The organism is Gammaproteobacteria bacterium (assembly GCA_041395445.1).
Lineage (GTDB): Bacteria > Pseudomonadota > Gammaproteobacteria > Xanthomonadales > Marinicellaceae > NORP309.
In genome coordinates this window covers 18617-43627 of sequence record JAWLAO010000009.1, presented here as the reverse complement: position 1 = coordinate 43627, position 25011 = coordinate 18617, and the positions used below count along the sequence as shown (strand labels likewise).

The following is a 25011-nucleotide window of genomic DNA, read 5'->3' as shown; positions in this document are numbered from 1 at the left end:
TACCAATCGACGGTAGTTTAGCATGAGCAATTTGAAAAAGTCGCATTGATTTATGAAATTTATCAAATTTTATTTATATTAGAAAATTCTAATATAATGAATAATTTGTCCTGCTTTTGCTGTAAATCCGCCATGTAATTTCTCAATTTTTAATACCTAGAATTGATATTCCAAAATCCAAAAAATATTCTACCAAGCCAAAGTCATGTTCAATTATAATAGCCGCAATTACAAAATTGTTAAGGCGAAACAGTGAATTATTTTTCCGGTCAAAAAACATCTCCAATTAAAGGATTGTCTGAAAATTTTCTCAAGGATGAAAACACCTTAGTTAATGAACTGCTTGAACAAGCTAATCCGGGTTTTAAAGCTCGGGCGGAAATCAAAGAACTAGCAGTTAAATTGGTCAAAAATGTAAGGAGCCAAATCAAGGATATGGATGGTGTTGATGCCTTTATGAAGGAGTATGATTTGTCATCCAAAGAAGGAATTGTACTGATGTGTATGGCTGAGGCCTTGCTAAGAATACCGGATAAAGGAACGGCCGAAAAACTAATTAAGGATAAGTTGCTCGATGGAGATTGGAAGTCACACATGGGTAAAAGTGACTCAACATTTGTTAACGCCTCGACATGGGGTTTGATGCTGACCGGTAAAATCATTCACATTGATGAAGATAAAAAAGGCTTGTCAAAAATATTCGACAAGCTACTGAACAAAACCGGTGAACCAGTCGTCAGAAAAGGAATTTATCAGGCAATGAAAGTGATGGGCAGACAATTTGTCATGGGAAGAACCATTGATGAAGCTCTGAAACGCTCGCAAACAAAAAAGCATCGTGATTATCGTTTTTCATTCGATATGCTTGGAGAGGCTGCATTAACTCAAGCGGATGCTGACAGATATCTGAAAGCCTATCTTGATGCTGTGAGTGTGATTGCTAAATATAATGCCAAAAAGAAGATTGAAGAGGCTGCGACCATTTCCATCAAATTATCTGCTTTACATCCACGTTATGAAATTGCAAATGTCGGACGTGTTTTGAAAGAATTGGTCCCGAGAGTGAAGCAAATTGTTGATTTAGCCGCCTCGTTGAATATGGCGGTGACTGTTGATGCTGAAGAAGCCGACCGTTTGGAATTGTCGCTTTTGGTTTTTGAACAAGTTTATAGCCAATGTCCGAAAGATTATAACGGTTTCGGTTTGGTGGTTCAGGCGTTTCAGAAAAGAGCATCAGCAGTCATTGATTTTCTGGTTTCATTGAATGATAAATATGGTCATAAAATTCCATTACGATTGGTCAAAGGTGCTTATTGGGATACTGAAATAAAAAGAGCTCAAGAGCAAGGTTTGGATGACTATCCGGTATTTACCCGAAAAGTGAACACAGATATTTCTTATTTGGCGTGTGCAACCACTTTGTTGAAAAACCGTGATAAATTTTATCCTCAATTTGCCACACACAATGCCAATACTGTTGCTGCTGTCAGAGTGATGGCCGGTGATAATGTTGGTTATGAGTTTCAAAGATTGCATGGAATGGGTCAAGCCTTACACAAACAGACGATTGACCCAAAAGGACTTAATGTTCCTTGTCGGGTTTATGCTCCTGTGGGCTCTCATGAGGATTTGTTACCTTATTTGGTGAGAAGATTGCTTGAAAATGGTGCGAACACATCATTTGTGAATCGCTTAGTCGATTTAGAGTTGGGTATTGATGACATTACTCAAGATCCGATTGAGGTGGTACGATCACATTCCAATCATCGCCATCCGCAAATTTCATTGCCAATGGAGATTTATCTACCAAAAAGAAATAATTCTCAGGGAATTAATTTAGCTGATTTACAGACTTTTAATAATTTGCAAGAGAAATTGGAGAATTTCAAATTACAAAAGATAACTTGTACACCTTTGATTCCGGGATATAGAGGTGAATCAACGTCGCAAGAGGTTTATTCTCCGGCGGATTCGAATTATCTTGTCGGCTACAATATTTTTGCGAATGCTAAAGATGCTGAACTTGCTATCCAAAACGCTTCAAAATCCTTTCCCGCATGGAATGCAACGAATGTGAATCACCGGGCGGAAGTTATCAATAAAGTTGCTGATTTGATTCATGAAAATCGTGATATGCTTCTGCATTTGCTCAGGCATGAAGCCGGGAAAAGTTTGACTGACAGCATTTCAGAAATCAGAGAGGCCATGGATTTTTGTAGATATTACGCCTATCATGCGATTGAAAAAATGTCAGAAGCTGAAAAAATGCCCGGACCAACAGGGGAAAGCAATTTTTTAAGTTTTAGCGGCAAAGGGACGTTCGTATGCATCAGTCCGTGGAACTTTCCTTTAGCAATTTATGTAGGGCAAATTGTTGCAGCTCTGGTCACCGGTAACTGTGTCATCGCTAAACCGGCAGAGCAAACATCAATTATTGGATATTTTACAGCTTGTTTAATTCATCAAGCTGGTGTTCCACAGGAGGTCTTTCAATTTGTTCCCGGTTTAGGTCGGGAAATTGGGAATGTTCTTTGCCAATCTGAAAAAATAAGCGGAGTGGTATTTACTGGTTCAACTCAAACCGCGCGTGTGATTAATCTTAATCTGGCAAGTAGAAAAAATGCTTCAATTGCCACCTTAGTTGCCGAAACAGGTGGTCAAAACTGTATGATTGCTGATTCTTCGGCATTGCCGGAACAACTGGTCAAAGATGTGGTGGCTTCAGCATTCGTTAGCGCCGGTCAAAGATGCTCGGCTTTACGGGTTTTATATGTCCAAGAGGATATCGCCGATAATGTTCTGAAAATGCTGGCGGGTGCAATGCAGGAGATGAGCATCAATCACCCTGAAAACTATTATTCAGATGTCGGTCCGCTCATAGATCAAACGGCACTGAACAAACTCAATGCGCATGTTGATTTTATTCAGGAAAAAGGCAAACTCATTAAAGCATTGAGCATTCCTGAAAATTTACAAGGATATTATTTTCCTCCTCATGCTTTTGAGATAGATTCAATTAATGTACTGAAAGAAGAAGTTTTTGGTCCATTCTTGCATGTCATTCGTTTCAAAGCATCGGAGCTGGATAAAGTGATTAATGAGATTAACTCAACGGGATTTGGTTTAACCTTCGGAGTGCATTCTCGAATTAACAATACTATCGAGCATATTGTTTCGCGTATCAGAGTTGGAAATTGCTACATCAATCGTAGCACTATCGGAGCCGTTGTCGGTGTTCATCCTTTTGGAGGGCTGGGTTTGTCAGGCACAGGTCCAAAAGCAGGAGGCCCAAACTATCTGGAAAGATTCATAACTGAAACAACGATAACCAACAATATATCTGCAGTTGGTGGAAATGCTGATTTGTTGGAGATTAGTGAAGATTAAAATAGTTTTTAAAACCTTAAGTTTTTATGGTTGACCACTAACAAATTAGGCTTTTCTAAACTTTTTCTTGGTTGACTTGACAAAAGTTTACAAGTTAGTCATTTTGATTTATTCAATAAATCTGATATATTATTGGTCTGGAATGGGGATATATTGGAAAGAAAATGCAGAAACAAGCAGCTAGGCAACACTTGATTATAGATCGGTGTTTGTTTTTTTTTGAAAAATCGCTGGTCAGGAGTTTTGATGAATCGATAAAGAAAACTCTGAATGTACTATTTTCAAAATCTGAGAAAGCTCAATCGAACTCTGAAGAGGTGAAGATTTTTGAGCAGTTTAACTTGCTGAAAAAAAGCTCAGCCGGGACAAAAGACCCATTGTTATCAATCATCGACTCCATGCCTGATGAAATCTACAAACAGGTCAGAAATAATGAAGAAGAAATAAAGCTTTCTTTGGTAAATGATGAAGATCTGGAAATTACATTAGCTTTTACTCAACTGGAATCAGTTCTCGATATTAAATTCACAAAATATCTTTATGCCTTGGAAAAAAGGTTTAAGGTTATTTACGCTTCCCGAAAAATTGATAAATTCAATATGCCGTTCGGAGCTAGTTCAGTTGTTTGGGTTTACAGCCAGCTTTTTGACTTGCTGGAAGTCAGTATTAAAACTAAAACTCTAATGATTAGAGAGTTGACAAGGTTGTTAATAATCAACCTTGAGGGCATGTATCTTCAGATTAATCAGGAATTTGAGCAGGCAGGTATATTACCTAATATCAAGTTTGAATACAAAAATCTAATTTCTCAGAAGCCTTCGAATAAAAGCACCGCGCAACGAGCGGCTGAACAAAAAAATACGGAAAACCCTGATTCCAAGGTTGAGAGTAGCAAACAGAATGATGTCTCTGGTGCTAAAGTTCACTCTGAAAATCACACAGTCAATGAGATTTTTAATTTCCTATCCAATCGCAGAGAACAACAGATACCTGTTGAAAACATCAATGCTCCTGTTAATGTGGATGCTGACACTCTTGACAAGGTTTTGAGCCAAATGCCAAAAAATCGAGGAATTGGAAGGCAATTTAAGGAAAATTTGTTAGATACAATTAAAAACACTACCGGAGTCTTTTACCCTAAGCTGAGTCCTCAACATCAAAATGCGATGGAGGTGATGGGTCTGTTTTATGAACATGTTCAGAATGATAGTAACATTGATCAGAATGTTATTTCTTCGATTGACGCAATCAGTATTCCATTATTGAGACTGGCAACAGCTAACATGAAATTTTTTGAGGATGACAAGCACCCTGCCAGAGAATATCTGGAAAATATCATTCAGGCCTCACAAAAATGGCATGGAACCAAGGTTGTTGATGATTTACAGAAATTCAGTAAGCACGTTGCAGGAAATTTTGATGGAAGTGATACCGCTTTTAAAACAGCCAATGAGGATTTAACCGCATATCTGGAGATGACAGAGCTTCGAGCTCAGCGAGCAGAGCAAAAGTGGGTGAGTGTTAGTAAAGGTAAGGAAAAAATGGAAAGAGCTCGGATGCGCGTCAATCAAATTATTGATGAACTGATTAATCTTTCTATTCCCCATTTTATCAAGCAATTGCTGCTGACGGCTTTTAAAGATAAATTGATATTGGTTTTGTTACGTGAAGGAGAAGAATCTTCTGAGTGGAGAAAGATTGTTAGTACGGCAACCTGTATTGCGCAAATGACACATGCAGAGATGGTGAGAAAACTGACTCCAAAACAAAAAATTGAATCTTTGCATCATACAGATTTGATAATGAATGAATTGGGATATTCGGTTAATGATAAAACCAATGTGCTGTTGAACATTAAAGAGTGTTCTTTAGCAGTGATGGATGGAAAAGATGAGAAGGAAATCCAAATCATTGATGTTCCATCCATTAAAGAAAAAATTCCCCTTTCTGAAAATAAAATATCTGCTCAAAAAACTAAGAAAGATGAGTATGAGAATTTAACTGAAGAGGAGAAGTCTCAATTGACTCGTTTTAAACTTTTACCTTTTGGAACATTCTTTGATTTTAATGGCGATGAGAACTCATCAGAAATCAGAAGAAAGCTAAGCTGGTTTAGTCCTGTTTCTAACAATGCTTTATTTGTATCTTTGATTGGTAATAAACCTTATGAACAATCTTTGTCATCTCTAGCCAAAGATATAGTAGCGAAAAAAATTAGAATTGTTGAAGTTGAGAAAAAAGAATATTTTAAAGGTGTTTTGAGTAGTATTTATAACAAAATTATAAATATAATGGGGATTCCACAGGCTGCTAAATAAATTTAAAGAACTCAATGAGTAAGGAATATCGAAAAAATAAAAGAGTTAAGCCCGTTGTTGAAATTCTTCTCATCAACACACTCACGGAAAAAGGCATGGGAGAGGTCTTGAATGTGTCTCGCGATGGTGTTTTGTTAAATTGTAAAAATGGTATTGAGCCTGGAGAAATGTTTCAAACGCTCTGGAAGTTTGATTCGAAAGATTATCACGATATTGTTGTGGGGTTAGAGTGTATGTGGACTGAAAGCCATCGTGAAGATTTCAATTTTTGTGGGTTGCATGTCATTGACATTTCGGATGAAGATCAAGCTCAACTCGAAAAGCTTATCCATCTCTCTCCTCATGAAGTATAACGAGATATAAAAAAACGCCGGAAAATCCGGCGTTTTTTGTTTTAAGTTATGAAAACTTATTTTAATACCTTGTTATTGATATCAAATATATCTTCTGCATTCAAAGTTCCGGATGCTCTTTTCAATGTGAGGTACTGAATAAAGTAGTCATATTTTGCTTGTGAGTAATCTCTTTGAGCTTGATATAAACTTCTTTGTGAGTTTAACACATCGACAATGGTTCTTGTTCCGACTTCGTATCCCGCTTCTGTGGCTTCCAGTCCGCTTTCTGCAGAAATCATCGCTTGTTTTCTGGCATCAACGCTACTTTTTGCTGCCAATGTTCCATGATAGGCATTTCGAACACTACGAACAGTGTTGCGTCTGGTCATTTCATGTCTGTCCATTGCAGCGCTGTGCAGACTGGCAGATTGGCGAACCTGTGAAGATGTTCGTCCACCGGAATAAATTGGTATGTTCAGATTCAATGAAATCGAATTGGTATCGCTTGTTTGGTCACCGGATTCAAATTGAACCGGAACTTGTGTGTTCAAATCAAATTGGGTTGAAACAGTATTAGGGCTAAATGAATGATTTTTTCGTGCTGAAAGTGACAATGTTGGAAAATGTCCTGAGCGGCTCACGCCTATTTGTTTTTCAGAGATATCACTACTAACTTTCGCTACCATTAAATCAGGGTTTTGGGCTAATGCCAACTCCTGATACGCGTCCATTGTTTTAAGCTGGAACATACCATAGTCAACATCATTGGGAACTTGTGTAAGCTCGGTGTAATATTGCTGAGACATTTCAAATAATGCCTCATTGGCATCATCCAAAAGATTCTGAGCAATAATCACAGAAGCTCTCGCTCCATCATATCTGGCTCTGGCTTCATGAACATCTGTAATTGCCGCCAATCCAACTTCAAAACGTTGCTCAGCTTGATCCAGTTGACGTTGAATGGCTTTTTCTTCAGCTTCAGAGAATAACAAGCTATCTTTTGCTCCAAGAACATTGAAGTACGCATTTGCTACTCTGAGGATAAAATCCTGATAAGCGGTTGTATATTCTGCTTCAGATTGTAGAACCTGAAGTTTTGAAATTTTATAATTTTGATAGTTGGCATGATTGTACAGCGTCTGAGATAAACTCACACTCCAGCCTCTGTTATCAGAGTCACTGGTAAAACTGATTTCATTGCCATCCTTGTCAGTTGTACTTTCTGTATCACTCGTTGAAGCGCTCATGCTCGCGGACACTTGAGGCAGAAAAGTAGAGAAAGCTTGTTTTTTGCCTTCGGAACTGGCATTCAAAGTGTGTTTTGCCGCGGAAAGTTGAGGGTCATGTTTTTCGCTCTGTAAAAAGACTTCCGTTAAATCCGCAGATACTGCAGAGAAGCTAAGAAGTGCTGAGCTTATGCTTAAATATATTTTTTTCATAATACTATCACTTTTTTTAAAGTTTAAAATTAGAGTGCTGACTTTGCCCGCTGAGAGGTTTGACAACCGTTTCAAATAAAGTTTCAAAGTTTGTTTCGCCATTCTCATTTTTTGTAATGAGACATGCGCTCATAATGGGTTCGTCGCCGATGATTGCAAAAATTTTACCACCTTTGTTGAGATTTTTCAGTAAGAAATCGGGTGTGTTTTGCATAGAGCCGGTGATAACAATGACATCGTATTTTTTTCTGGAAGAAATCTCGAATATGTTTTCACAAAGCAACTCGCAGTTTTTTATCTTTGCTTCAGATAATTTTTCTTCCGCAGAATCAATGAAATCCTGATGAATATCAATGCTGGTTACTTTTTTTGCAGAAAGTGCAAGTAAAGCTGTGAAATACGCACTTCCGGTACCAACTTCAAGAATGTTGTCTGTTCCGTTGAGATGGAGATTTTGTAGAATTCGTCCTTCGACAATTGGTTTCATCATCGATTCGTCATGAGCCAACGGAATTTCAAAGTCGCTGAATGCGAGTTTTCTATGTTCTACGGGAACAAACTCTTCTCTTTGTAGCTTGCGCATTGTATTCAATACTTCGGGGCTGATAAAGTCCCAGGTTCTCACCTGATTCAGTAACATATTTTTTCTGGCGGTATTAAAATTCATAAGTATTTTGCCTGTTTTCTTGGTTCTTTAGTTGAACAATTACTATAATTGCCCGCTCTTAATTATTACAAACGTGTCAGGGTTGCATAAGTTACCTTATTAAGTTGAATTTAACAATGGGTTAAAAGTCACATTATGAATAAAAACTCGCTTGTTGGGCTTATGACTGAAAGCCTGAATGAGCTAAACCTTGATACCGGTCATGCTGAAAAATTATTAGAATTTGTCTATCTATTGGACAAGTGGAACAAAACATATAATTTGACAGCGATTAGAGACCTTTCTCAAATGATTACTTTACACGTTATTGATAGTGCTGCAGTTTATCGTTATTTGCAGGGAAACTCAATCATTGATGTAGGAACCGGTGGTGGAATTCCGGGAATTATATTTTCAATACTCAATCCTGATTTGTTTGTTACTTTGTTAGATACCAGTCATAAAAAAACTCGATTTCTGAGATTTGCGCAAAGACAGCTCAATCTGCAAAATATTGAGGTTGTTTGCAGCAGAGTTGAGAATTATCATCCCCAATCGAGTTATGATGTGGTAATATCCAGAGCCTTTTCTGAGGTGGGCAATTTTTTAAAGCTTGCAGGGCATCTCTGTTCGGATAATGGCAGAGTATTGGCAATGAAAGGACCAAGAGTTGAGTCAGAACAAAATTCTGAACAAATAGGATTTCATTTGGAAAAAGATATTGATATTAAAGTTCCGTTTTTAGATGCAGAAAGACGGTTGTTGGTTTTTACAAAAATATGAACAAAAAGAACAAGGTAATTGCGGTAGCAAATCAGAAAGGTGGTGTTGGTAAAACCACAACCAGTATCAATTTGGCTGTCGGTTTGGCTCATTTAAAAAAATCAGTTTTGTTGATTGATTTAGATCCGCAAGGAAATGCAACTATGGGTTGTGGATTTGATTCCAGAGAAATTGAGCCTAATGCTTGTGATATGTTGCTTCAGGAAGTTGATATAAATGAAGTTGTATTAACAGCAGAGAATACCGGGATTGACTTGATTGGTTCAAATACAGATTTAACGGCTGCTGAATTACAACTAATGGAACAACAAAACCCTGAGTCTGTTCTCAGAAAGCAACTAGCTAAACTCAACAAAGATTATGACTACATTATTATTGACTGTCCGCCTTCACTCAGTATTTTAACAGTCAATGCCTTGGTCGCTGCAAAAGGTGTAATGATACCGATGCAATGTGAGTACTATGCCTTGGAAGGTTTGGCATCTTTGCTTGAGACTATTGAAAGAATTCAATCAACTGCAAATCCTGATTTGGAAATCGAAGGAATTATCCGTACTATGTTTGATGGCAGAAACAATCTGGCAAATGATGTTTCGTCACAATTGCTTGAACATTTCGATTCAAAAGTTTATGTGACTGTGATTCCCAGAAATGTGCGTGTTGCTGAAGCTCCGTCACATGGAATGTCGGTTATCGAATATGACTCTGCTTCACGTGGAGCCATTGCTTACCTCGGGTTAGCAGGAGAAGTGATAAGAGGAAATAACTAACATGGCAACAAAGAAAAGAGGACTGGGAAGAGGGCTTGACGCACTTCTTGGCTCAAAAACAAATACCAAAGGGGATTCGTCAGTTACTCAATCTGATAACGACAACATTCTCACAGAATTGGAAATCGAGCTGATTCAGCCGGGAAAATATCAGCCTCGTACCAAGATGGATGCTCAAAAGTTGGAAGAGTTGGCTGATTCAATTAAGGCTCAAGGCATGGTTCAGCCGGTTATCGTTAGAAGCATCGGAAAAAATAAATATGAAATCATCGCCGGCGAACGTCGCTGGCGTGCTGCACAAATTGCTGAGCTAAGCAAGGTTCCTGTTGTTATCAAACAAGCTGATGACAGGCAAACAATTGCAATGGCGTTGATTGAAAATATTCAACGAGAAGATCTTAATCCGTTGGAAGAGGCATTGGCTTTACAAAGGCTCATCGAAGAATTTGATTTAACGCATCAACAAGCCGCAGAAGCTGTCGGGCGTTCACGAGTTGCCGTGAGTAATTTATTGCGATTACTTGATTTGCATAAAGATGTTAAAAAGCTGCTGGATGATGGACAATTGGAAATGGGGCACGCTCGGACTCTGCTTGCACTGGATAAAAGTTTACAGCTTAAAGCAGCCATGGAAATGATTAATAAATCAATGACGGTTCGTGCAGCAGAGCAGTTTGTTAAAAATTATGGTGCTGAAAAAGTACAGAAAACACAATCACAAAAAGATTCCGATATCCGGAAGCTGGAACATGATCTTTCAGAAAAACTATGTTCACAAGTCAGTATTCAACACAGTAAACAAGGTAAAGGTAAATTAGTCATCAGCTATCACTCGGTTGATGAACTCGAAGGTATCTTGTCAAGAATTAAATAAGTTTCAAAAACAACAGTATTATGTCAACAAAATTATTAGAACTAGAGAATTGGGTCAATCATATTGCAGAACTTACAAAACCAGAAAAAGTGGTTTGGTGTAATGGTTCTGAAGAAGAAAAACAACAACTGGATGAACTTTTATTATCCACCGGCGATTATAAAAAACTGAATGAAGAAACGCATCCGGGTTGTTTCCTTCATTTATCAGATCCACAAGATGTAGCGCGCGTGGAACACCTGACATTTATATGTACTGAAAATGAAGAAGATGCCGGTCCAAACAATCATTGGATGGACCCTAAAGATGCGCATGAGAAAATGGACGACCTGTTTAGCGGTTGTATGAAAGGTCGTACCATGTATGTTATTCCTTATTGTATGGGGCCGATTGATTCGCCAATTTCAAGATGTGGTGTTGAAATCACTGATAGTCCGTATGTTGTGCAAAATATGCGACTCATGACGCGTATGGGTGCGCCGGCACTACAACGTATTGAAAAAGAAGGCCATTTCGTTAAAGGCTTGCATTCGATTGGTGAATTAAATCCGGAAAGAAGATACATTATGCATTTCCCTGAAGAGCTAACAATTAAGAGTTTTGGTTCGGGATATGGCGGAAATGCTTTGCTTGGTAAAAAATGCCATGCATTACGAATTGGCTCCTATCAAGCAAAAACCGAAGGTTGGCTCGCTGAGCACATGTTGATTCTTGGGTTGGAGAATCCACAAGGTGAGATTCATTATATTGCAGCCGCTTTTCCATCGGCTTGTGGAAAAACTAACTTGGCAATGTTGATTCCGCCTGAAGGCTATGTCCAGGAAGGTTGGAAAATTACGACAATAGGAGATGATATTTGCTGGATGCGCCCGGGAGAAGATGGAAGGCTTTGGGCGATTAATCCTGAGGCCGGTTTTTTCGGAGTCGCTCCGGGAACTTCAAATGAAACCAACCCTAATGCTTTGGCAATGCTTTATAAGGATGCAATTTTCACCAATGTTGCAGAAACTGAAGACAATCAACCTTGGTGGGAAGGCCTGAATGACAGAGTTCCTGTTTATGACTGGAAAGGTAATAAATTTAATCCTGAAAATGGCCCGGCGGCTCATCCTAACTCAAGATTTACCGTTTCATCAAAGACTTGCCCGAGTTATTCCGAAAAAGCCGAAGCAGCCGAAGGTGTACCAATTTCTGCTATCGTATTTGGTGGGAGAAGAGCGGGACTTGTTCCTTTGGTTACGCAGGCTCGTAATTGGGCGCATGGCGTGTTGATGGGTGCAACTGTAGCTTCGGAAACGACAGCTGCTGCAACAGGGGCGGTTGGTGTGGTACGCAGAGACCCAATGGCAATGAAACCATTTTGTGGTTATCATTTTGCGGATTATTGGTCACATTGGTTGTCTTTTGAAGAAAGAGCGCAAAATTTACCGGAAGTTTTTACTGTTAACTGGTTCAGAAAAGACGAAAACGGGAAATTCATGTGGCCTGGATTCGGTGAAAATATGCGAGTTTTAGAGTGGATAGTTAACCGTGTTTCAGGAAAACTCGAAAGTAAATCGTCTCCGATTGGAGATATGCCACTGACAAAAGACTTAAACCTTGAAAATTTGGACTTCTCAGTAGAAAGCCTGGAGAAATTATTAGAGGTTGATAATGATGCGTGGCTGACAGAAGTTGAAAGTATTCAGGAATATCTTGACGAATTTGGTTCACGTGTTCCAAAAGAGCTTTACGACCAGTTGTCAAATATTAAAAAAATGTTAAATGAGCAAAAATAACTACTTTAATCAATCATTTCAGGTGATTGTTATTGAATGTGTATTTTTGTAAAAAATTTGTTAATAAAAGATAAAAAAAACGCATCTCACTCTTTTTTTTGTATTATTTAAATGTTAATATTCCGTCGGAAGAGAGGATTTCTAACACGATAATAACTTTTTTAGAGGAGACTCATGGATAAATATTTGGAGAAACAAATGAAAATAAAGCGTAATCCTATTGCTAGCGCAATTAAAACTGCTTTGTATTCTGGTCTGGTTGCTTCAGTTGCACTTGGTGGTGTAGCTTTCGCACAAGATGAAGACGAGGGTGCAGATAAAGAAAAACTTGATAAACAAGTTGTTACTGGTTCACGTATTAAACGTTCTGACGTTGCACAAGCGTTACCTGTAACTACAATTACACGTGAAGAAATTGAATTAAGCGGTGAATCTTCTGCTGCTGACTTCATTCGTAGCTTAACATTCAACAGTGCGGGTTCATTCCGTCCACAATCTGGTAGCTCTGCTCAAGGTGTGTCTGCTGTTAGTTTGCGTGGCTTGGGTTCTTCAAGAACATTGGTGCTGATTGATGGTCGTAGACTACCTGCTTCGCCATCTACTGGTAGCAACCAAGATTTGAACACAATTCCAGCTGGTGCGATTGAAAGAATTGAAGTTCTTTCTGATGGTGCTTCTGCGATTTACGGTTCAGATGCAATCGGTGGTGTAATCAACGTAATTTTACGTACTGATTTCCAAGGTGTTGAAATGATGATTGGTGGAGCTGAAGCTTCTATTCCTGCTCATGGCGGTGACAGAGAAGAAGGTTCTATCGTATTTGGTGCTTCAGGTGACCGTTCACGTTTATTAGCAGGTGTTTCATGGAATAGTCGTGAAATTGTTTTTGCACGTGATTATCCATGGTATTCGCCAGGTCTTTCGACATATGGCAATAACATGGAAAGTTGGTTTGTTACAGGAAATACAGTTAATCCTGATACAGGTGCTTATGAATATGATATACTTTTGCAGTCATTGCCTGGTGCTTGTAACTTCCCGGGTACGGCTTTCACTCCAGTAACTACCTCGCAAGGTTTGCCTTTCTGTGGTTTTAATTTTGCTTCGGTATCTGCTGATGATGCGTCAACTGATAACCAGTCTTTCTATGCGAAAGGTTCTTATGACGTGAATGATGACTGGCAGGTTTGGATGAATGTTTCTGTTGCAGAAACAGAATCTTTCGGACGTTATGCTCCGGTTCCTGATTATGCGTATGTATCTGCAAGTAGCCCAAACAATCCAACCAATCCAAGTTCACCATATTATAATCCTAACTTGACTAATTTATATGGTCAACCGGTAGTGAATCAGCCGATTGCGGTTTATCACCGTTATGACGCACTTGGAAATCGTGACAGTACTGTAACTAACAGACTGACAAGATTCCAATTGGGTACAACTGGTAATATTGGTAATGCTGAAGTTGAATTTGGTGTAACACGTTCTAACAACAGAACTTTTGACATTGGTAACAACTACTTGTTACGTTCAGCTGCTCGTGCAGCAATTGAGTCTGGTGCTTATGACCTATGGAATCCGTATGGTAACTCGCCAACAACTCTGAACAGTATGAAAGTTGTTATTTCAAGAATCAGTAAATATGACTTGGATGAGATGTTTGGTTCTGTTGCATTTGATATGTTTGAAATGGAAAATGGTCCAGTATCTGTATATGTCGGTGCTGAAACACAAAAAATCAAATACTCGGATCAATATGATTCATTGTCAGAAGCTGGCCAAATCGGTGGTTCGGCTGGTAACTCAGCAGCGGGTAATCGCGACGTAGATTCGATTTACTTCGAAGCATTGGTTCCATTCCTACCTAATTTGGAAATGTCTTTAGCTGGTCGTTATGACGATTATTCTGATTTTGGTAGTGAGTTTTCACCAAAAGTTTCTTTCCGTTATCAACCATTGGATAATCTGACTTTACGTGCTTCTTATGGTGAAGGTTTCAGAGCTCCAACTTTGGATATCTTAACTCAGAAAGATTCTTTCTCAGCAGACACTATTCAAGATGATCCTACTTGTTTGGCTTTAGGTCAGGCAGCAGGTTGTCGTGTACAAGTTGATGCAACAGTTACAGCTAATCCAAACTTGTCAGCAGAAACTTCTAAGCAATACTCTTTAGGACTTGCTTATGAGCCTGTTGATTGGATGAACATGACTTTGGATTATTATAATATCGAAATTGACAATAGAATTCGTTCATTCACTTCTGCATACTTAATCTATCTAGGGAATGAAGGTTTGGAATTGCCTCCTGGATTGTCTGTAAATCGTAACTCAACTACAGGTCGTATTACTGGAATTGTTAGAGGTTTCGGTAACCAAGGTGTTGTTGAAACATCTGGTCTTGATTTGAATGTAAGGTTCAATTATGAGTTCTTAGGTGGTCAGGTTTCTAATAATTTCCAAATTTCACATGTATTAGACTCTTCTGTTGATGGTGGTCGCGATACAGCTGGTGAAGCAGGTCTTCCTTCTCACCGTGCTATATTGAATAATACTTATTCGTATGGAGATTGGAACGTAGCTTGGAATATCAATTATATTGATTCTCAAACAGCTGATAGTACTTATGATGCGGCTCCTTCTTGGACAACTCATGATCTACAGTTCAACTACAACGCTCCTTGGGATGGTAAGTTTACAGTAGGTGCAAGAAATCTATTTGAAAAATATCCTCCTATCGGTTTAGGTGCGATTGGTGATCGTGATTATGACTATTATTTATATGATGGTTTTGGTCGTGTGACTTACTTCAGATATACTCAAACTTTCTAATTGAAAGTTAAGTAACTGGGTAAAAAGGGCATACTCGTTATGCCCTTTTTTATTCTGTCGGATTTTTATTTCAAGTTTTCTTCAATGATTAAATAGACTATAATTCATAAAATTACATATTTAAAAATATTATAGTTTTTATGAATGGTCAATTACAACAGGACATCGACTTACTTCTTCAGCAACAACAATACTCAAGTGCTCATAAACTTCTTAAATCTTTAATAAAAAAAAATAAAAAAGATCCTGAGCTTTATCGTTTAATAGGAATTATTTTTCTACATGAAAAGAAGTTATTACAATCAGAAAAGAGTTTTAAACAAGCATTAGTACTCGATAAAAACCATGAGCAAACTCTTCTGAACTTAGCTTTCATTAAACAAATTAAAGCTGATTATATAACAGGTATTAAGCTTGTATCTCGAGTTTTAGAAATATCTCCTGACTCGGTGGAAGCTCATTATTTGATGGCAAATTTATTTAAGGCACAAAATAATTTTGAAAAAGCTGAAGTCCATTTTTTAAAAACACTAGAGCTCCAACCTCAGTATATTGATTGTTTATTAAATTATGCATTATTGTTAAAAAATAATGGAAAAACGGAACAAGCAGTTGAACAAATTCATAAGGCATTAGCTATCAACCCGTACCAACCGCAAGTTTACTGGATGCTTGCTGATTTAAAAACATACAAATTTAAAAATGACGAGATACTTTTTATTGAGCAAATGCTTGAAAAAGTAACTTATCATAGGGATATCCAAACTCTTCTTTTTGCAAAAGCAAAATATTTAGAAGATAATAAAAAGTATAAAAAGTCATTCGATATCCTAACTAAAGCCAATGAAATTAAATTTATAAGCTTTAACCGTGCACCAACTGATTGGAAAAAATTATACAATGAAATTAAAAAAATATTTCAAAACAAATACGATGATTTCAATCAAGCTCAAATAAGTGATAATGAAAATATTCCCATATTCATTGCTGGAATGCCAAGATCAGGCTCCACTTTGGTTGAACAAATAGTTGCAACACATTCAAAAGTAACAGGGGCAAGTGAACTGCTAGCTTTGAAAAATATAATGCAAGACCTTAAGGGGGGATTTCCTCATGGGCTTACGAATTTAAATAATAAACAATTGATGCAGCTTGGTGAGAATTACTTAATAAATACTAGTAAATATCATAAAGAAACAAATATATTTACAGATAAATACCATGCAAATTTTATATATTTGGGCTTTATTTTAATGACAAATCCGAATGCTCGTTTCATTCACACAAAGAGAAACTCGATGGATGTTTGTCTAAGTACTTTCAAACAGAACTTTGCACAAGGAAACGAATATAGCTTTAACTTGAAAGAATTAGTTGATTATCATTTCTTTGAAAAAAAAATGGTAAAAATTTGGAAGAAATATTTTCCTAAGCAAATTCATACTGTGAAATATGAAAAGGTTGTGAAAAACCCTGATTTACAAATTAGAAAATTATTAGACTTTCTAAATTTAGAATTTGAGCTTAACTGCATGAATTTTTATAAAACCAAACGCAGTATTAATACAGCAAGTGCTGCTCAAGTTTCCCAACCGATTTATAAAAAAGCAGTTAAGCATTATAAAAAATATGGCGACTCACTCAAGGAACTGAAATCAATGATTAAAGGTAAACTAAATGGACGATGGTAATAACAAGTCACAACATTGGAGCGAATACTGGAAAAGTGGTCAGTTAACCTCGTTACCACAAGATTTTGTGGAAAATTATAGTGGCGAAATTTTAGATGCTTGGGAGAGTAGATTTAAGACTTTAAGTAATAATTCAAAAATCTTAGATTTATGTGCCGGCAATTGTGCCGTTTCAATTCTAGCATCACAATATTCCAGAAATTTTGATAAAAATTTCAAAGTCACTGCGACTGATGCGGCAGATATAAATAAAAAGCAAATTATTGAACGATTCCCTGTTGTCGAAAGGGATATACAAAATATAGAAATTGTAGCTAACACATATTTAGAAGATTTAGAATTAGCTTCGGCAAATTTTGACTTAATAACCAGCCAATACGGTATTGAATACTGTGATTGGAAAATTGCAGCTGATAAAGTTTATCAATTATTAAAAAAGAGAGGAGAGTTCACAATGATTTCTCATAGTGGCTCGACCGACATCATTAAACAAATGGAAGTTGAAAGAAATGACTATCTGATTCTCTCAAACTCTGAGTTGCTCAGTCAAGTTAGAAAATTTTATACAGGAAAGAATGATTATTTTGATTTCAGAGATAAACTTAAAAAAATTCAGCCAGAAATTGTACGACATTTTCAAAAATTAAACTCCCCATTACTTCGTTCTGTTTTAATGCTCATGGATAATTTGTATCACATGTCAGAAATTGAATTAACTGCAAATAAAGAAAGAATTATTGGTTTTGTATCACAACTTCAATTCGCAGAGTTGAGAATGAATGATTTGTTATCAGTCGCACAAAGAATTAATAACAACCCAAATTGGTATCATGCTTTCGAAGAAAAAGGACTCAAACTTCAAACAAAGAAAGATATATATTACAACAGTAACCAAAATAGTGGTGTTTTATACACTTTTATTAAATAAATCGAAAAAAGGAAAAAATTATGAAAAAAATTATCATATTAAGTCTGATTTTCTTTGTTTTTACATCAATTCAAGCAAAAGAAATTCCACTAAAAGACTTTGCCCAGAAATCACAAATTAATAATATAAAAATATCGCCGAATGGTAAACATTTGGCATACACCTATGAAGATGAAACTGAAATTAAGCTCGGAATCATGGATATAAAAAACAAAAAAGGAGTATTTACCTTTGATGTAGGCAAGGAGCGAGAAGTCTCACAATATTGGTGGGTTAATGATGAAAGAATATTAGTTCTGGCATCAAATATAACAGGTTGGCTTGATGGTGCCAGAAAAGACCCAATTCTATTTGCAGTAGATATAGATGGCAAAAAGAGGGTTAATCTATGGCTCTATCAAATGGCAAGTTTATCTATGGTATCACTTTTGGAAGATGATCCAAAAAATGTATTGATGCTGAAAAGACATTATACAGACAAAGGCGAAGGGAATTTAGTTAAGTTAAATGTCTACACTGGAAAAACAATTTATGTTGATGATTCTCCGAAACCGGTTGGAGAGAGTAGAGATTCTGTTATTTATTCGATTGATGTGGACTTAAATGAAAAGCCAAGAATTGCATTTGAATACGATCCAAAAGACAGAAACAATTTTGATGATGATACAGTCAATTTACACTATAAAGACTTTAATCAAGAATGGCATCATCTGGAATTGCCGAAAGTAAAGAAAAAAGTACCAGTTGTCTCATTTATAGGTATTCATAAAAACAATGGAATATTATATTTTGTATCTGATCATGATTTAGAAGATGGCGGGACACTAGGATTATTTTCATTCAACATTGAAACTCAAAAGATTGATAAGTTATTTAGACATCCGGATGTTGATATAGCTGGCTCTGTTGTCGGATCTGAAGGAGAAATGCTGGGAGTTTATTATGATGCAGGCTATCGGAATTATTTTTATTTGAAAGATGAAAAGTTAAATGAAGAAATTGGATTCCATAAGTCACTAAGAGCAGCATTTAAAAACGAAAACGTAACTGTTTATAATTATAACAAAAAAAGGGATTTAGCATCAGTTCATGTTTATAGTGATAAAAATCCCGGAGATTTCTATATTTTTGACAGGAAGAAAAATAGTGCAAAATATTTAGCAAGCTCCAGACCGAGTATTAAGCCAAAAGATATGGCTTCTGTAGAGCCATTCATTATGAATGCCAGAGATGGCTTAAAAATGTATGGCCAAATGACGATTCCACCTGGGAAAGAATTAAAAAATCTACCATTGGTTATTTATCCACATGGTGGCCCTTATGGAGCAAAAGATTATTGGGGATGGGATAACAGAGCACAAATGCTGGCAAACAGAGGTTACCTGGTGATTCAATTGGATTATCGTGGGTCCGGTGGGTATGGTGAGCCATTTGAGAAAGCCGGCGATCAAGAGTGGGGTTATAAAATGCAGGATGATTTAACAGATGTAACTCATTGGGCAATCAATCAAGGTTATGCTGATAAAGATAGAGTTTGTATTCATGGAGTGAGTTACGGTGGTTATGCGTCCATGCAAGCAGTTGTAAAAGAACCGGATTTATATAAATGTTCGATACCGGATGCGGGTATCTACGATGTTGAATTACAATGGAAAAAAGCGGATTCTTTTAAAGGAGGTAGAACTAAACAGAAAGAGTACTACATGAAAAAAATGATGGGAGATGATTACGAAAATGTAATGCCTAAAATATCCCCCGCACATCATATTGATAAACTTAAAGCCAAATTATTATTAGTTCATGGTCATGATGATGTTAGGGTTCCAATTGAAAATGCATACTTCTTGGAGAAAAAATTAAAAGAAGCTGGTAAGCCTTATGAAACAATTTATAAAAAGAAAGAAGGTCATGGCTTTCATAAAATAGAAAATCGTATCGAACTTTATGAAAAAATCTTAAAGTTTCTTGATGAAAACATAGGGCATTAAGCAAGGTAAAATCAGTTGGAATACATTCTCAATCCTGAAATAATCATTTTACAAAAAGATGGTCAGTTTATTACTGACTCTTTGAGTTCAATTGATAAAAAATACCGAATGGAGTCGGTAGATTTGATTATTTTAAACAACTTTATAACTCCTTGTACAATAAAGAAGTCCGTTGATAGTTTTGTCAGTGGACTTCAATTTATAGATGTTTATACACAACAAGAAGATATACGGTTTGCAGAAAATAAAATCAGGGGTTACATTGAGCACTCTATATTAGTCAATGCAAATACTACCGGCGACTATTTAACGAATTGTAAAGATATAAAAAAAATTAATAGTTTGCCAGTAACTGATTCTAAATGTTCTGTAGAAAAGAAATACAAACTCAGCAATAATTTTGCTCTTCTTGTCTCTGAACAAGGCTTTCTGATTAGTCTTTCTCATCAAGAAGAATATTATCAGTTACCGTTAGAATATTTATTGGTTTTATCTTCTGTGGTTGGAAGAAAAACAATGAATGAAGTGATATCCGAATTAGGTATTATCAAAAAAGAAGATGTAGAGAAAATCTTTTACCAATTGGCAGAAAAGAAATTAATTATTGAAGAAGTAAAACACCCATTTCTTTCTCTGCAGACGACCAGTCAAATTAAACAGGAAAATCAAGTTTCTCAAAAGCAAAGCTGGAAGGACTTAGAATCTGATAACAGGATCCCTGTCTATTTTGTTCCACACATGGAAAATCATTATCCTTTGGCATTAGGGCTTTTGCACAGCTCTCTAAGTCACTATGATGGTGGAAGACTTCAAAAAATATTCAATTTCATTCCAATTTCGTATTTCACACCTGAAGTACTGCTCAATCAGGTTTATAGAAAATTTGGTAAAGGGATATGGTTATTTTCCAACTATATGTGGTCAATTGATTTGAATTTGAAAATATCAAAATTAGTTAAAAATCACAATCCGGAAAACATAACAATTCATGGCGGACCGAGTACTCCCAATTACTTACAAGCCAGCAGGGATTTTATGAACAAAAATAATTCAGTTGATATTTCTGTTCATAATGAGGGCGAAGTTACAATTTGTGAGGTTTTAGATAGTATTTTGATAAATCATAATCGGTTGGAGTTCGATAATGAAAAGCTCAGTGGAGTACAGGGCATCACCTATCGCCATCCGAATCAAGATGGAGAATATATTAAAACTGCTAACAGAGAGAGAATGGCTGAACCTGACCAAATTCCATCCCCTTACATTGAGGGTACATTTGATGGCTATGACGGACGGGTTGATGCAGCGATTGTGGAATCAAATCGCGGATGCCCTTTTGGATGTACATTTTGTGATTGGGGTTCGGCTATCAGTCAAAAAGTCAGAAAATACGATTTAGAGCGAGTAAAAAACGAAATACGTTGGATAGCTGAAAAATCGACAAAGATTTTATGGATAGCCGATGCCAATTTCGGTATGTATGACCGAGATATTGAATTGGCTTCCTTTATTGTTGAAATGAAGAAAAAGCATGGTTTTCCTCAAGAAGTGGTTGTTAACTATACAAAAAATTCCACCTGGAGGCTGGCAGAAATTATTAAAATATTTACAGAAGGTCAAATTGTCAGTCAGGGTATCATATCAATACAAACTACAGATGAAAAAACTCTAGAAGTTATCAACAGGAAAAACATCAAAACTGAAAAATATGATGAACTGGCTCAAGTATTCTCTGATTTGAATCTGCCATTATCAACAGACTTAATGATAGGGCTGCCGGGAATTACTGTTCAGGCATTTAAAAATGACTTGCAAAGATATATGGATTTGGATGTGTCGGTCAAAGCCTATCCAACTCAGTTATTACCGAATAGCCCCATGGCAAATCCGGAATATTTGGAAAAGTATCAGATTAAAACTGATGAAAATGATTTCATCATATCGTCTTTCAGTTTCAGTGAAGACGAACTCAAGCTGATGAAGCAACTGAATCGTTACTACATGATTGCTGATGGATACTCTGTATTGAGATATGTCATGAGATATTTGCAATGGGAGTATCAAGTTAAGGCAATAGATTTTTTACACGATTTATTGATGGAAATAAACTCCAATACTGAAGAACTTCCGTTTACGAGTTGGGTGTTTCGGTATTTTGATACAGCAAAATTCATTCCGGTGGGTTGGTATCGGTTTTATGCTGAAATTAGTGAGTATATCGTGAAAACTTATCCTCAAGTGAATACTCAAGAATTATCCGAAATCATAAAATTAAATCAGTCCTGTATGCCTGTTGATAGTTGTGATTATCCTCTGTCAATCGAGTTGAAATATGATTGTGAGAATTATTTTAAACACAATTTGTCGGTAACAGATGATGAACGTAAGAAACTTTATGAGTTTGGTAATGCCACATTTAGTATAGATGATCCCGGATTGATGGCTCATATCAATTATGAATCTTTACAATATGACTCCCATCAGTACTTTTGGGAGCTAGATTCCTCAATATCTCGCGCAAAATCAAAAGTGTAGCAATCATTCAGTCTTGGTTAAGATTAATTAAATTAATATATCAATTACAAACCAAAATTGAGGTGTCTTATGAAAAAGTTATTAGTTTCAATGTTATTTGTTTCAGCCCTAGCTTTTGCAGGTGATTATTTTGCGAATCCGGGAGATGATGCCGCAAAGCTCGTTTTAAAATCCAATAAGTCAACACAAAGAATTTCATCTGTTATTCTTCAAGAGGTCAATGGCGATTTAGTTTCCCCTCGTGAAAATGCAGTGTGGTTAAAGCCTGGCGAGTATCAATTGAGGTTGGCTCCGGTGATATTAAATAACACCGCTCCGGGAACTCAAAAATCTTTAAAGAGAAAAACAGATAATGTGAACAATATGCTCAATATTACGGTTGAATCGGGCAAAACATATTATCTTGGCTTTGATTCAAGTGATGAAGAGGTGAAAAACTGGAAGCCCGTTGTTTGGAAAGAAGAATAACCTTTGCATCCTGGAATGAATTGTATAAAATATTACAGATATAGTTTTTAAATTAGGGGATTATTATGTTTTGGGTGTTTTTGTTAACTATGATTATTGTCGGGGCGATTGCTGCATCTGGATTCATTCAGAGCAAAATCGAACAAAGTAAAGTGGCATTTGAGTTTTCAAAACCTTATGAAGGTTGGATTGGGCTTGTTTCACTTGTTCTAGGTTTATACTGGTTTTTTGAACTTCTCTTTAATCTTGGCACAAGGCTGAAATGGGTTCCGGTGTTGACAATAATTTATTTGGTTGCAATTGTAGTATTAATTGTTCTAGCATTGATGATGTCTAAAAGTTTATTAAAAAGCCTTATGGGTGAGAATAAAGCATCAGAGTTTGTTGACAGTACAGCTGGTAAATTTGAGTCTCTGAAGGAAAAACTAGGTCTGGTTGCTATAGGCTTAGCTCTCTTACTTTTTATAATCAGAATCACATAAATTAGTTATTAGCGTTTCAAATAAAGCCTCTTAGGAAATTATTTTTTTAAGGGGCTTTTTTTATATGTTTTTGATTTTCCAATCAATAGGTTGGATTCCATTTTCGATAAGATATTTATTACATTTGGAAAAATGCTGGCATCCAAAGAATCCTCGATGAGCTGAAAGCGGACTTGGATGGACTGTTTTCAAAATTAGGTTTTCATTAGGGTTAATTGAAGCTCCTTTTTTATGAGCATAAGATCCCCATAACATGTAAACAATGTGTGTATGATGCTGATTGAGTTCTGAAATAATTTTATCGGTAAAAGTTTCCCAGCCTTTGTTTTGATGACTTCCTGCCATACTTTGATTAACAGTAAGAACACTATTTAGCAACAAAACTCCCTGATTCGCCCAGCTCTGTAAATTCCCATGGTTTGGAACTTGAAAACCAATATCATCATGAAGTTCTTTGTAAATATTCTTCAAAGAAGGTGGGATAGCAATTCCTTTATTCACTGAAAAACACAATCCGTGTGCCTGATTCGGACCATGATAGGGATCTTGACCGATAATAACTACTTTCACTTTTTCCAGCGGTGTAGAGTTCAAAGCATTGAAAATATTTTCGCCTTTAGGATAAATAACCTTACCTTGTTGTTTTTGAGTTAACAAAAAGGATTTCAAATTTTTCATATAAGGGAGTTCAAACTCATCCTTTAGGACATTCAGCCAGCTGGGATGGAGTTTGACTTCAGCCATAGACTAAGATTTTGCTGAATTCATTTGAAACTGTTTGAAACGAATCTGGAACTGGACTTTTTTTATAAGAATTTCGTTATCAACCGGTTTTAGAACTAAATCATTAGCACCGGATTTGAGGATTTTCTTTTGATTTTTTTCGTTCTCGTCGCCTGTCATCACGACCATTGGAAGTTCAATTTTATTGATCTGTAAAATCTCACGCACATACTCAATCAGCCATTGAGCCGTTTCATTATCTTTCAAATAATAATCGGAAAGAATCACATCATATTTAGTAATCGCATGTTCTTTATTTTCCAATAATTCGATGGCATCCGTAATTGACAAAACATGATCACATGACAGCTCGTGATTTGCGAGATTTTTCTTAGTTGCATGGGCAACAACTCTGGAATCTTCGATATACAAAACATGACCTTTGACATTTTCTTCCGGTGCAAGAATCCCTTTAATAAAAAATTCCAGACCACTTTGACCTTTAGACTTATCTAAATAATCAGTCACATCGGCATCCATGTGTCTTTGTTGAACCCGGTGGTCAACATCTCCGGAGATAACAAGAACAGGAATATAATGCTGATTGGCACGAACAAATTTACAAATTTCCACGCCATCACCATCAGATAAGAGCAAAGATGTAATGAGCATGTCAATCGAGTTATCGGTAATAATCTCTTTAGCTTGAGCCACATTGTCAGCTAAAAAAATTTCACTTTCAGGTTTAATTTTTTGAACTGTTTTTTTGGTTAGGGCTCGTGCTAATTTTGAGTTATCAACGATAAGTATATTTGCAATTTCGGACATTTAACCTGCAATCAAACAAAAGTAATCACATTTTACTAGATGCTTATATGATTTACTAGAACAGATTGGCAGAATTCAATGAAAGCGATTTTGCAGAAAATTGAAATTTTTCATAAATTTGTTGTCATAATTTTTGGCAAGATTTCAATTGATGATTTGCTTTCATTAAGATGAGAACTGGTTTATTATGTTTAAAAAAACAAATGGAG

Annotated in this window: 18 protein-coding genes; 14 read left to right on the top strand and 4 right to left on the bottom strand. The window is 36.4% G+C overall.

Translation table 11 applies throughout. The features are described from left to right. The first annotated feature begins 252 nt into the window (after nt 1-252). The 3 genes from putA (at nt 253) to R3F25_12610 (ending at nt 6058) form a co-directional block, all read left to right on the top strand. Complete coding sequence (gene putA / locus R3F25_12620) at nt 253-3387, top strand: bifunctional proline dehydrogenase/L-glutamate gamma-semialdehyde dehydrogenase PutA (GenBank protein MEZ5497644.1); 3135 nt, start codon at nt 253-255, stop codon at nt 3385-3387. A 164-nt stretch (nt 3388-3551) separates the two neighbouring features. Next, a complete protein-coding gene (locus tag R3F25_12615) occupies nt 3552-5705 on the top strand; it encodes a DUF1631 family protein (protein MEZ5497643.1) in 2154 nt (717 codons plus the stop codon). Between the two features lie 14 nt (nt 5706-5719). Then, nucleotides 5720-6058 carry a PilZ domain-containing protein gene (locus R3F25_12610; protein ID MEZ5497642.1) on the top strand — a complete coding sequence of 113 codons (339 nt, stop codon included), beginning with the start codon at nt 5720-5722 and terminating at the stop codon, nt 6056-6058. Nucleotides 6059-6114: 56 nt separating this feature from the next. On the opposite strand, the gene R3F25_12605 is transcribed toward R3F25_12610, so the two are convergent. Then, on the bottom strand, nt 6115-7479 hold the full coding sequence (locus R3F25_12605; GenBank protein ID MEZ5497641.1) for a TolC family outer membrane protein: 1365 nt from the start codon (nt 7477-7479) through the stop codon (nt 6115-6117). 16 nt (nt 7480-7495) lie between these two features. After that, nucleotides 7496-8146 (bottom strand): protein-L-isoaspartate O-methyltransferase, encoded by a 651-nt coding sequence (locus tag R3F25_12600; GenBank protein MEZ5497640.1) that lies wholly within the window; start codon nt 8144-8146, stop codon nt 7496-7498. Nucleotides 8147-8281: 135 nt separating this feature from the next. On the opposite strand from R3F25_12600, the gene rsmG reads away from it, so the two are divergent. From rsmG to R3F25_12545, 11 genes are all read left to right on the top strand, one after another. Next, nucleotides 8282-8908, top strand: a complete 627-nt coding sequence (gene rsmG / locus R3F25_12595) for a 16S rRNA (guanine(527)-N(7))-methyltransferase RsmG (GenBank protein ID MEZ5497639.1) — start codon at nt 8282-8284, stop codon at nt 8906-8908. Continuing rightward, nucleotides 8905-9678: an AAA family ATPase gene (locus R3F25_12590; GenBank protein ID MEZ5497638.1), complete on the top strand. Its 774-nt coding sequence runs from the start codon at nt 8905-8907 to the stop codon at nt 9676-9678. The genes rsmG and R3F25_12590 overlap by 4 nt, the downstream gene beginning before the upstream one ends. A gap of 1 nt (nt 9679) precedes the next feature. Continuing rightward, nucleotides 9680-10552 (top strand): ParB/RepB/Spo0J family partition protein, encoded by an 873-nt coding sequence (locus R3F25_12585; protein ID MEZ5497637.1) that lies wholly within the window; start codon nt 9680-9682, stop codon nt 10550-10552. Between the two features lie 20 nt (nt 10553-10572). After that, complete coding sequence (locus tag R3F25_12580; GenBank protein MEZ5497636.1) at nt 10573-12330, top strand: phosphoenolpyruvate carboxykinase (GTP); 1758 nt, start codon at nt 10573-10575, stop codon at nt 12328-12330. Nucleotides 12331-12528: 198 nt separating this feature from the next. Further along, nucleotides 12529-15159, top strand: a complete 2631-nt coding sequence (locus R3F25_12575; protein MEZ5497635.1) for a TonB-dependent receptor — start codon at nt 12529-12531, stop codon at nt 15157-15159. Nucleotides 15160-15299: 140 nt separating this feature from the next. Then, a complete protein-coding gene (locus R3F25_12570) occupies nt 15300-16850 on the top strand; it encodes a sulfotransferase (protein MEZ5497634.1) in 1551 nt (516 codons plus the stop codon). After that, complete coding sequence (locus R3F25_12565; GenBank protein ID MEZ5497633.1) at nt 16837-17778, top strand: class I SAM-dependent methyltransferase; 942 nt, start codon at nt 16837-16839, stop codon at nt 17776-17778. The genes R3F25_12570 and R3F25_12565 overlap by 14 nt, the downstream gene beginning before the upstream one ends. 20 nt (nt 17779-17798) lie before the next feature. Next, entirely contained in the window at nt 17799-19766 is a 1968-nt protein-coding gene (locus tag R3F25_12560; GenBank protein MEZ5497632.1) for a S9 family peptidase, read from the top strand. Nucleotides 19767-19781: 15 nt separating this feature from the next. After that, complete coding sequence (locus tag R3F25_12555; GenBank protein ID MEZ5497631.1) at nt 19782-22301, top strand: B12-binding domain-containing radical SAM protein; 2520 nt, start codon at nt 19782-19784, stop codon at nt 22299-22301. Nucleotides 22302-22370: 69 nt separating this feature from the next. After that, nucleotides 22371-22769, top strand: coding sequence for a hypothetical protein (locus tag R3F25_12550; protein MEZ5497630.1), 399 nt, complete (start codon nt 22371-22373; stop codon nt 22767-22769). 65 nt (nt 22770-22834) lie between these two features. Continuing rightward, a complete protein-coding gene (locus tag R3F25_12545; protein ID MEZ5497629.1) occupies nt 22835-23251 on the top strand; it encodes a hypothetical protein in 417 nt (138 codons plus the stop codon). A 60-nt stretch (nt 23252-23311) separates the two neighbouring features. Here R3F25_12545 and ung read toward each other — a convergent pair whose 3' ends face one another. Continuing rightward, entirely contained in the window at nt 23312-23995 is a 684-nt protein-coding gene (gene ung / locus R3F25_12540; GenBank protein MEZ5497628.1) for a uracil-DNA glycosylase, read from the bottom strand. 3 nt (nt 23996-23998) lie between these two features. Beyond that, nucleotides 23999-24802 carry a response regulator gene (locus R3F25_12535; GenBank protein ID MEZ5497627.1) on the bottom strand — a complete coding sequence of 268 codons (804 nt, stop codon included), beginning with the start codon at nt 24800-24802 and terminating at the stop codon, nt 23999-24001. Nucleotides 24803-25011: the final 209 nt, after the last annotated feature.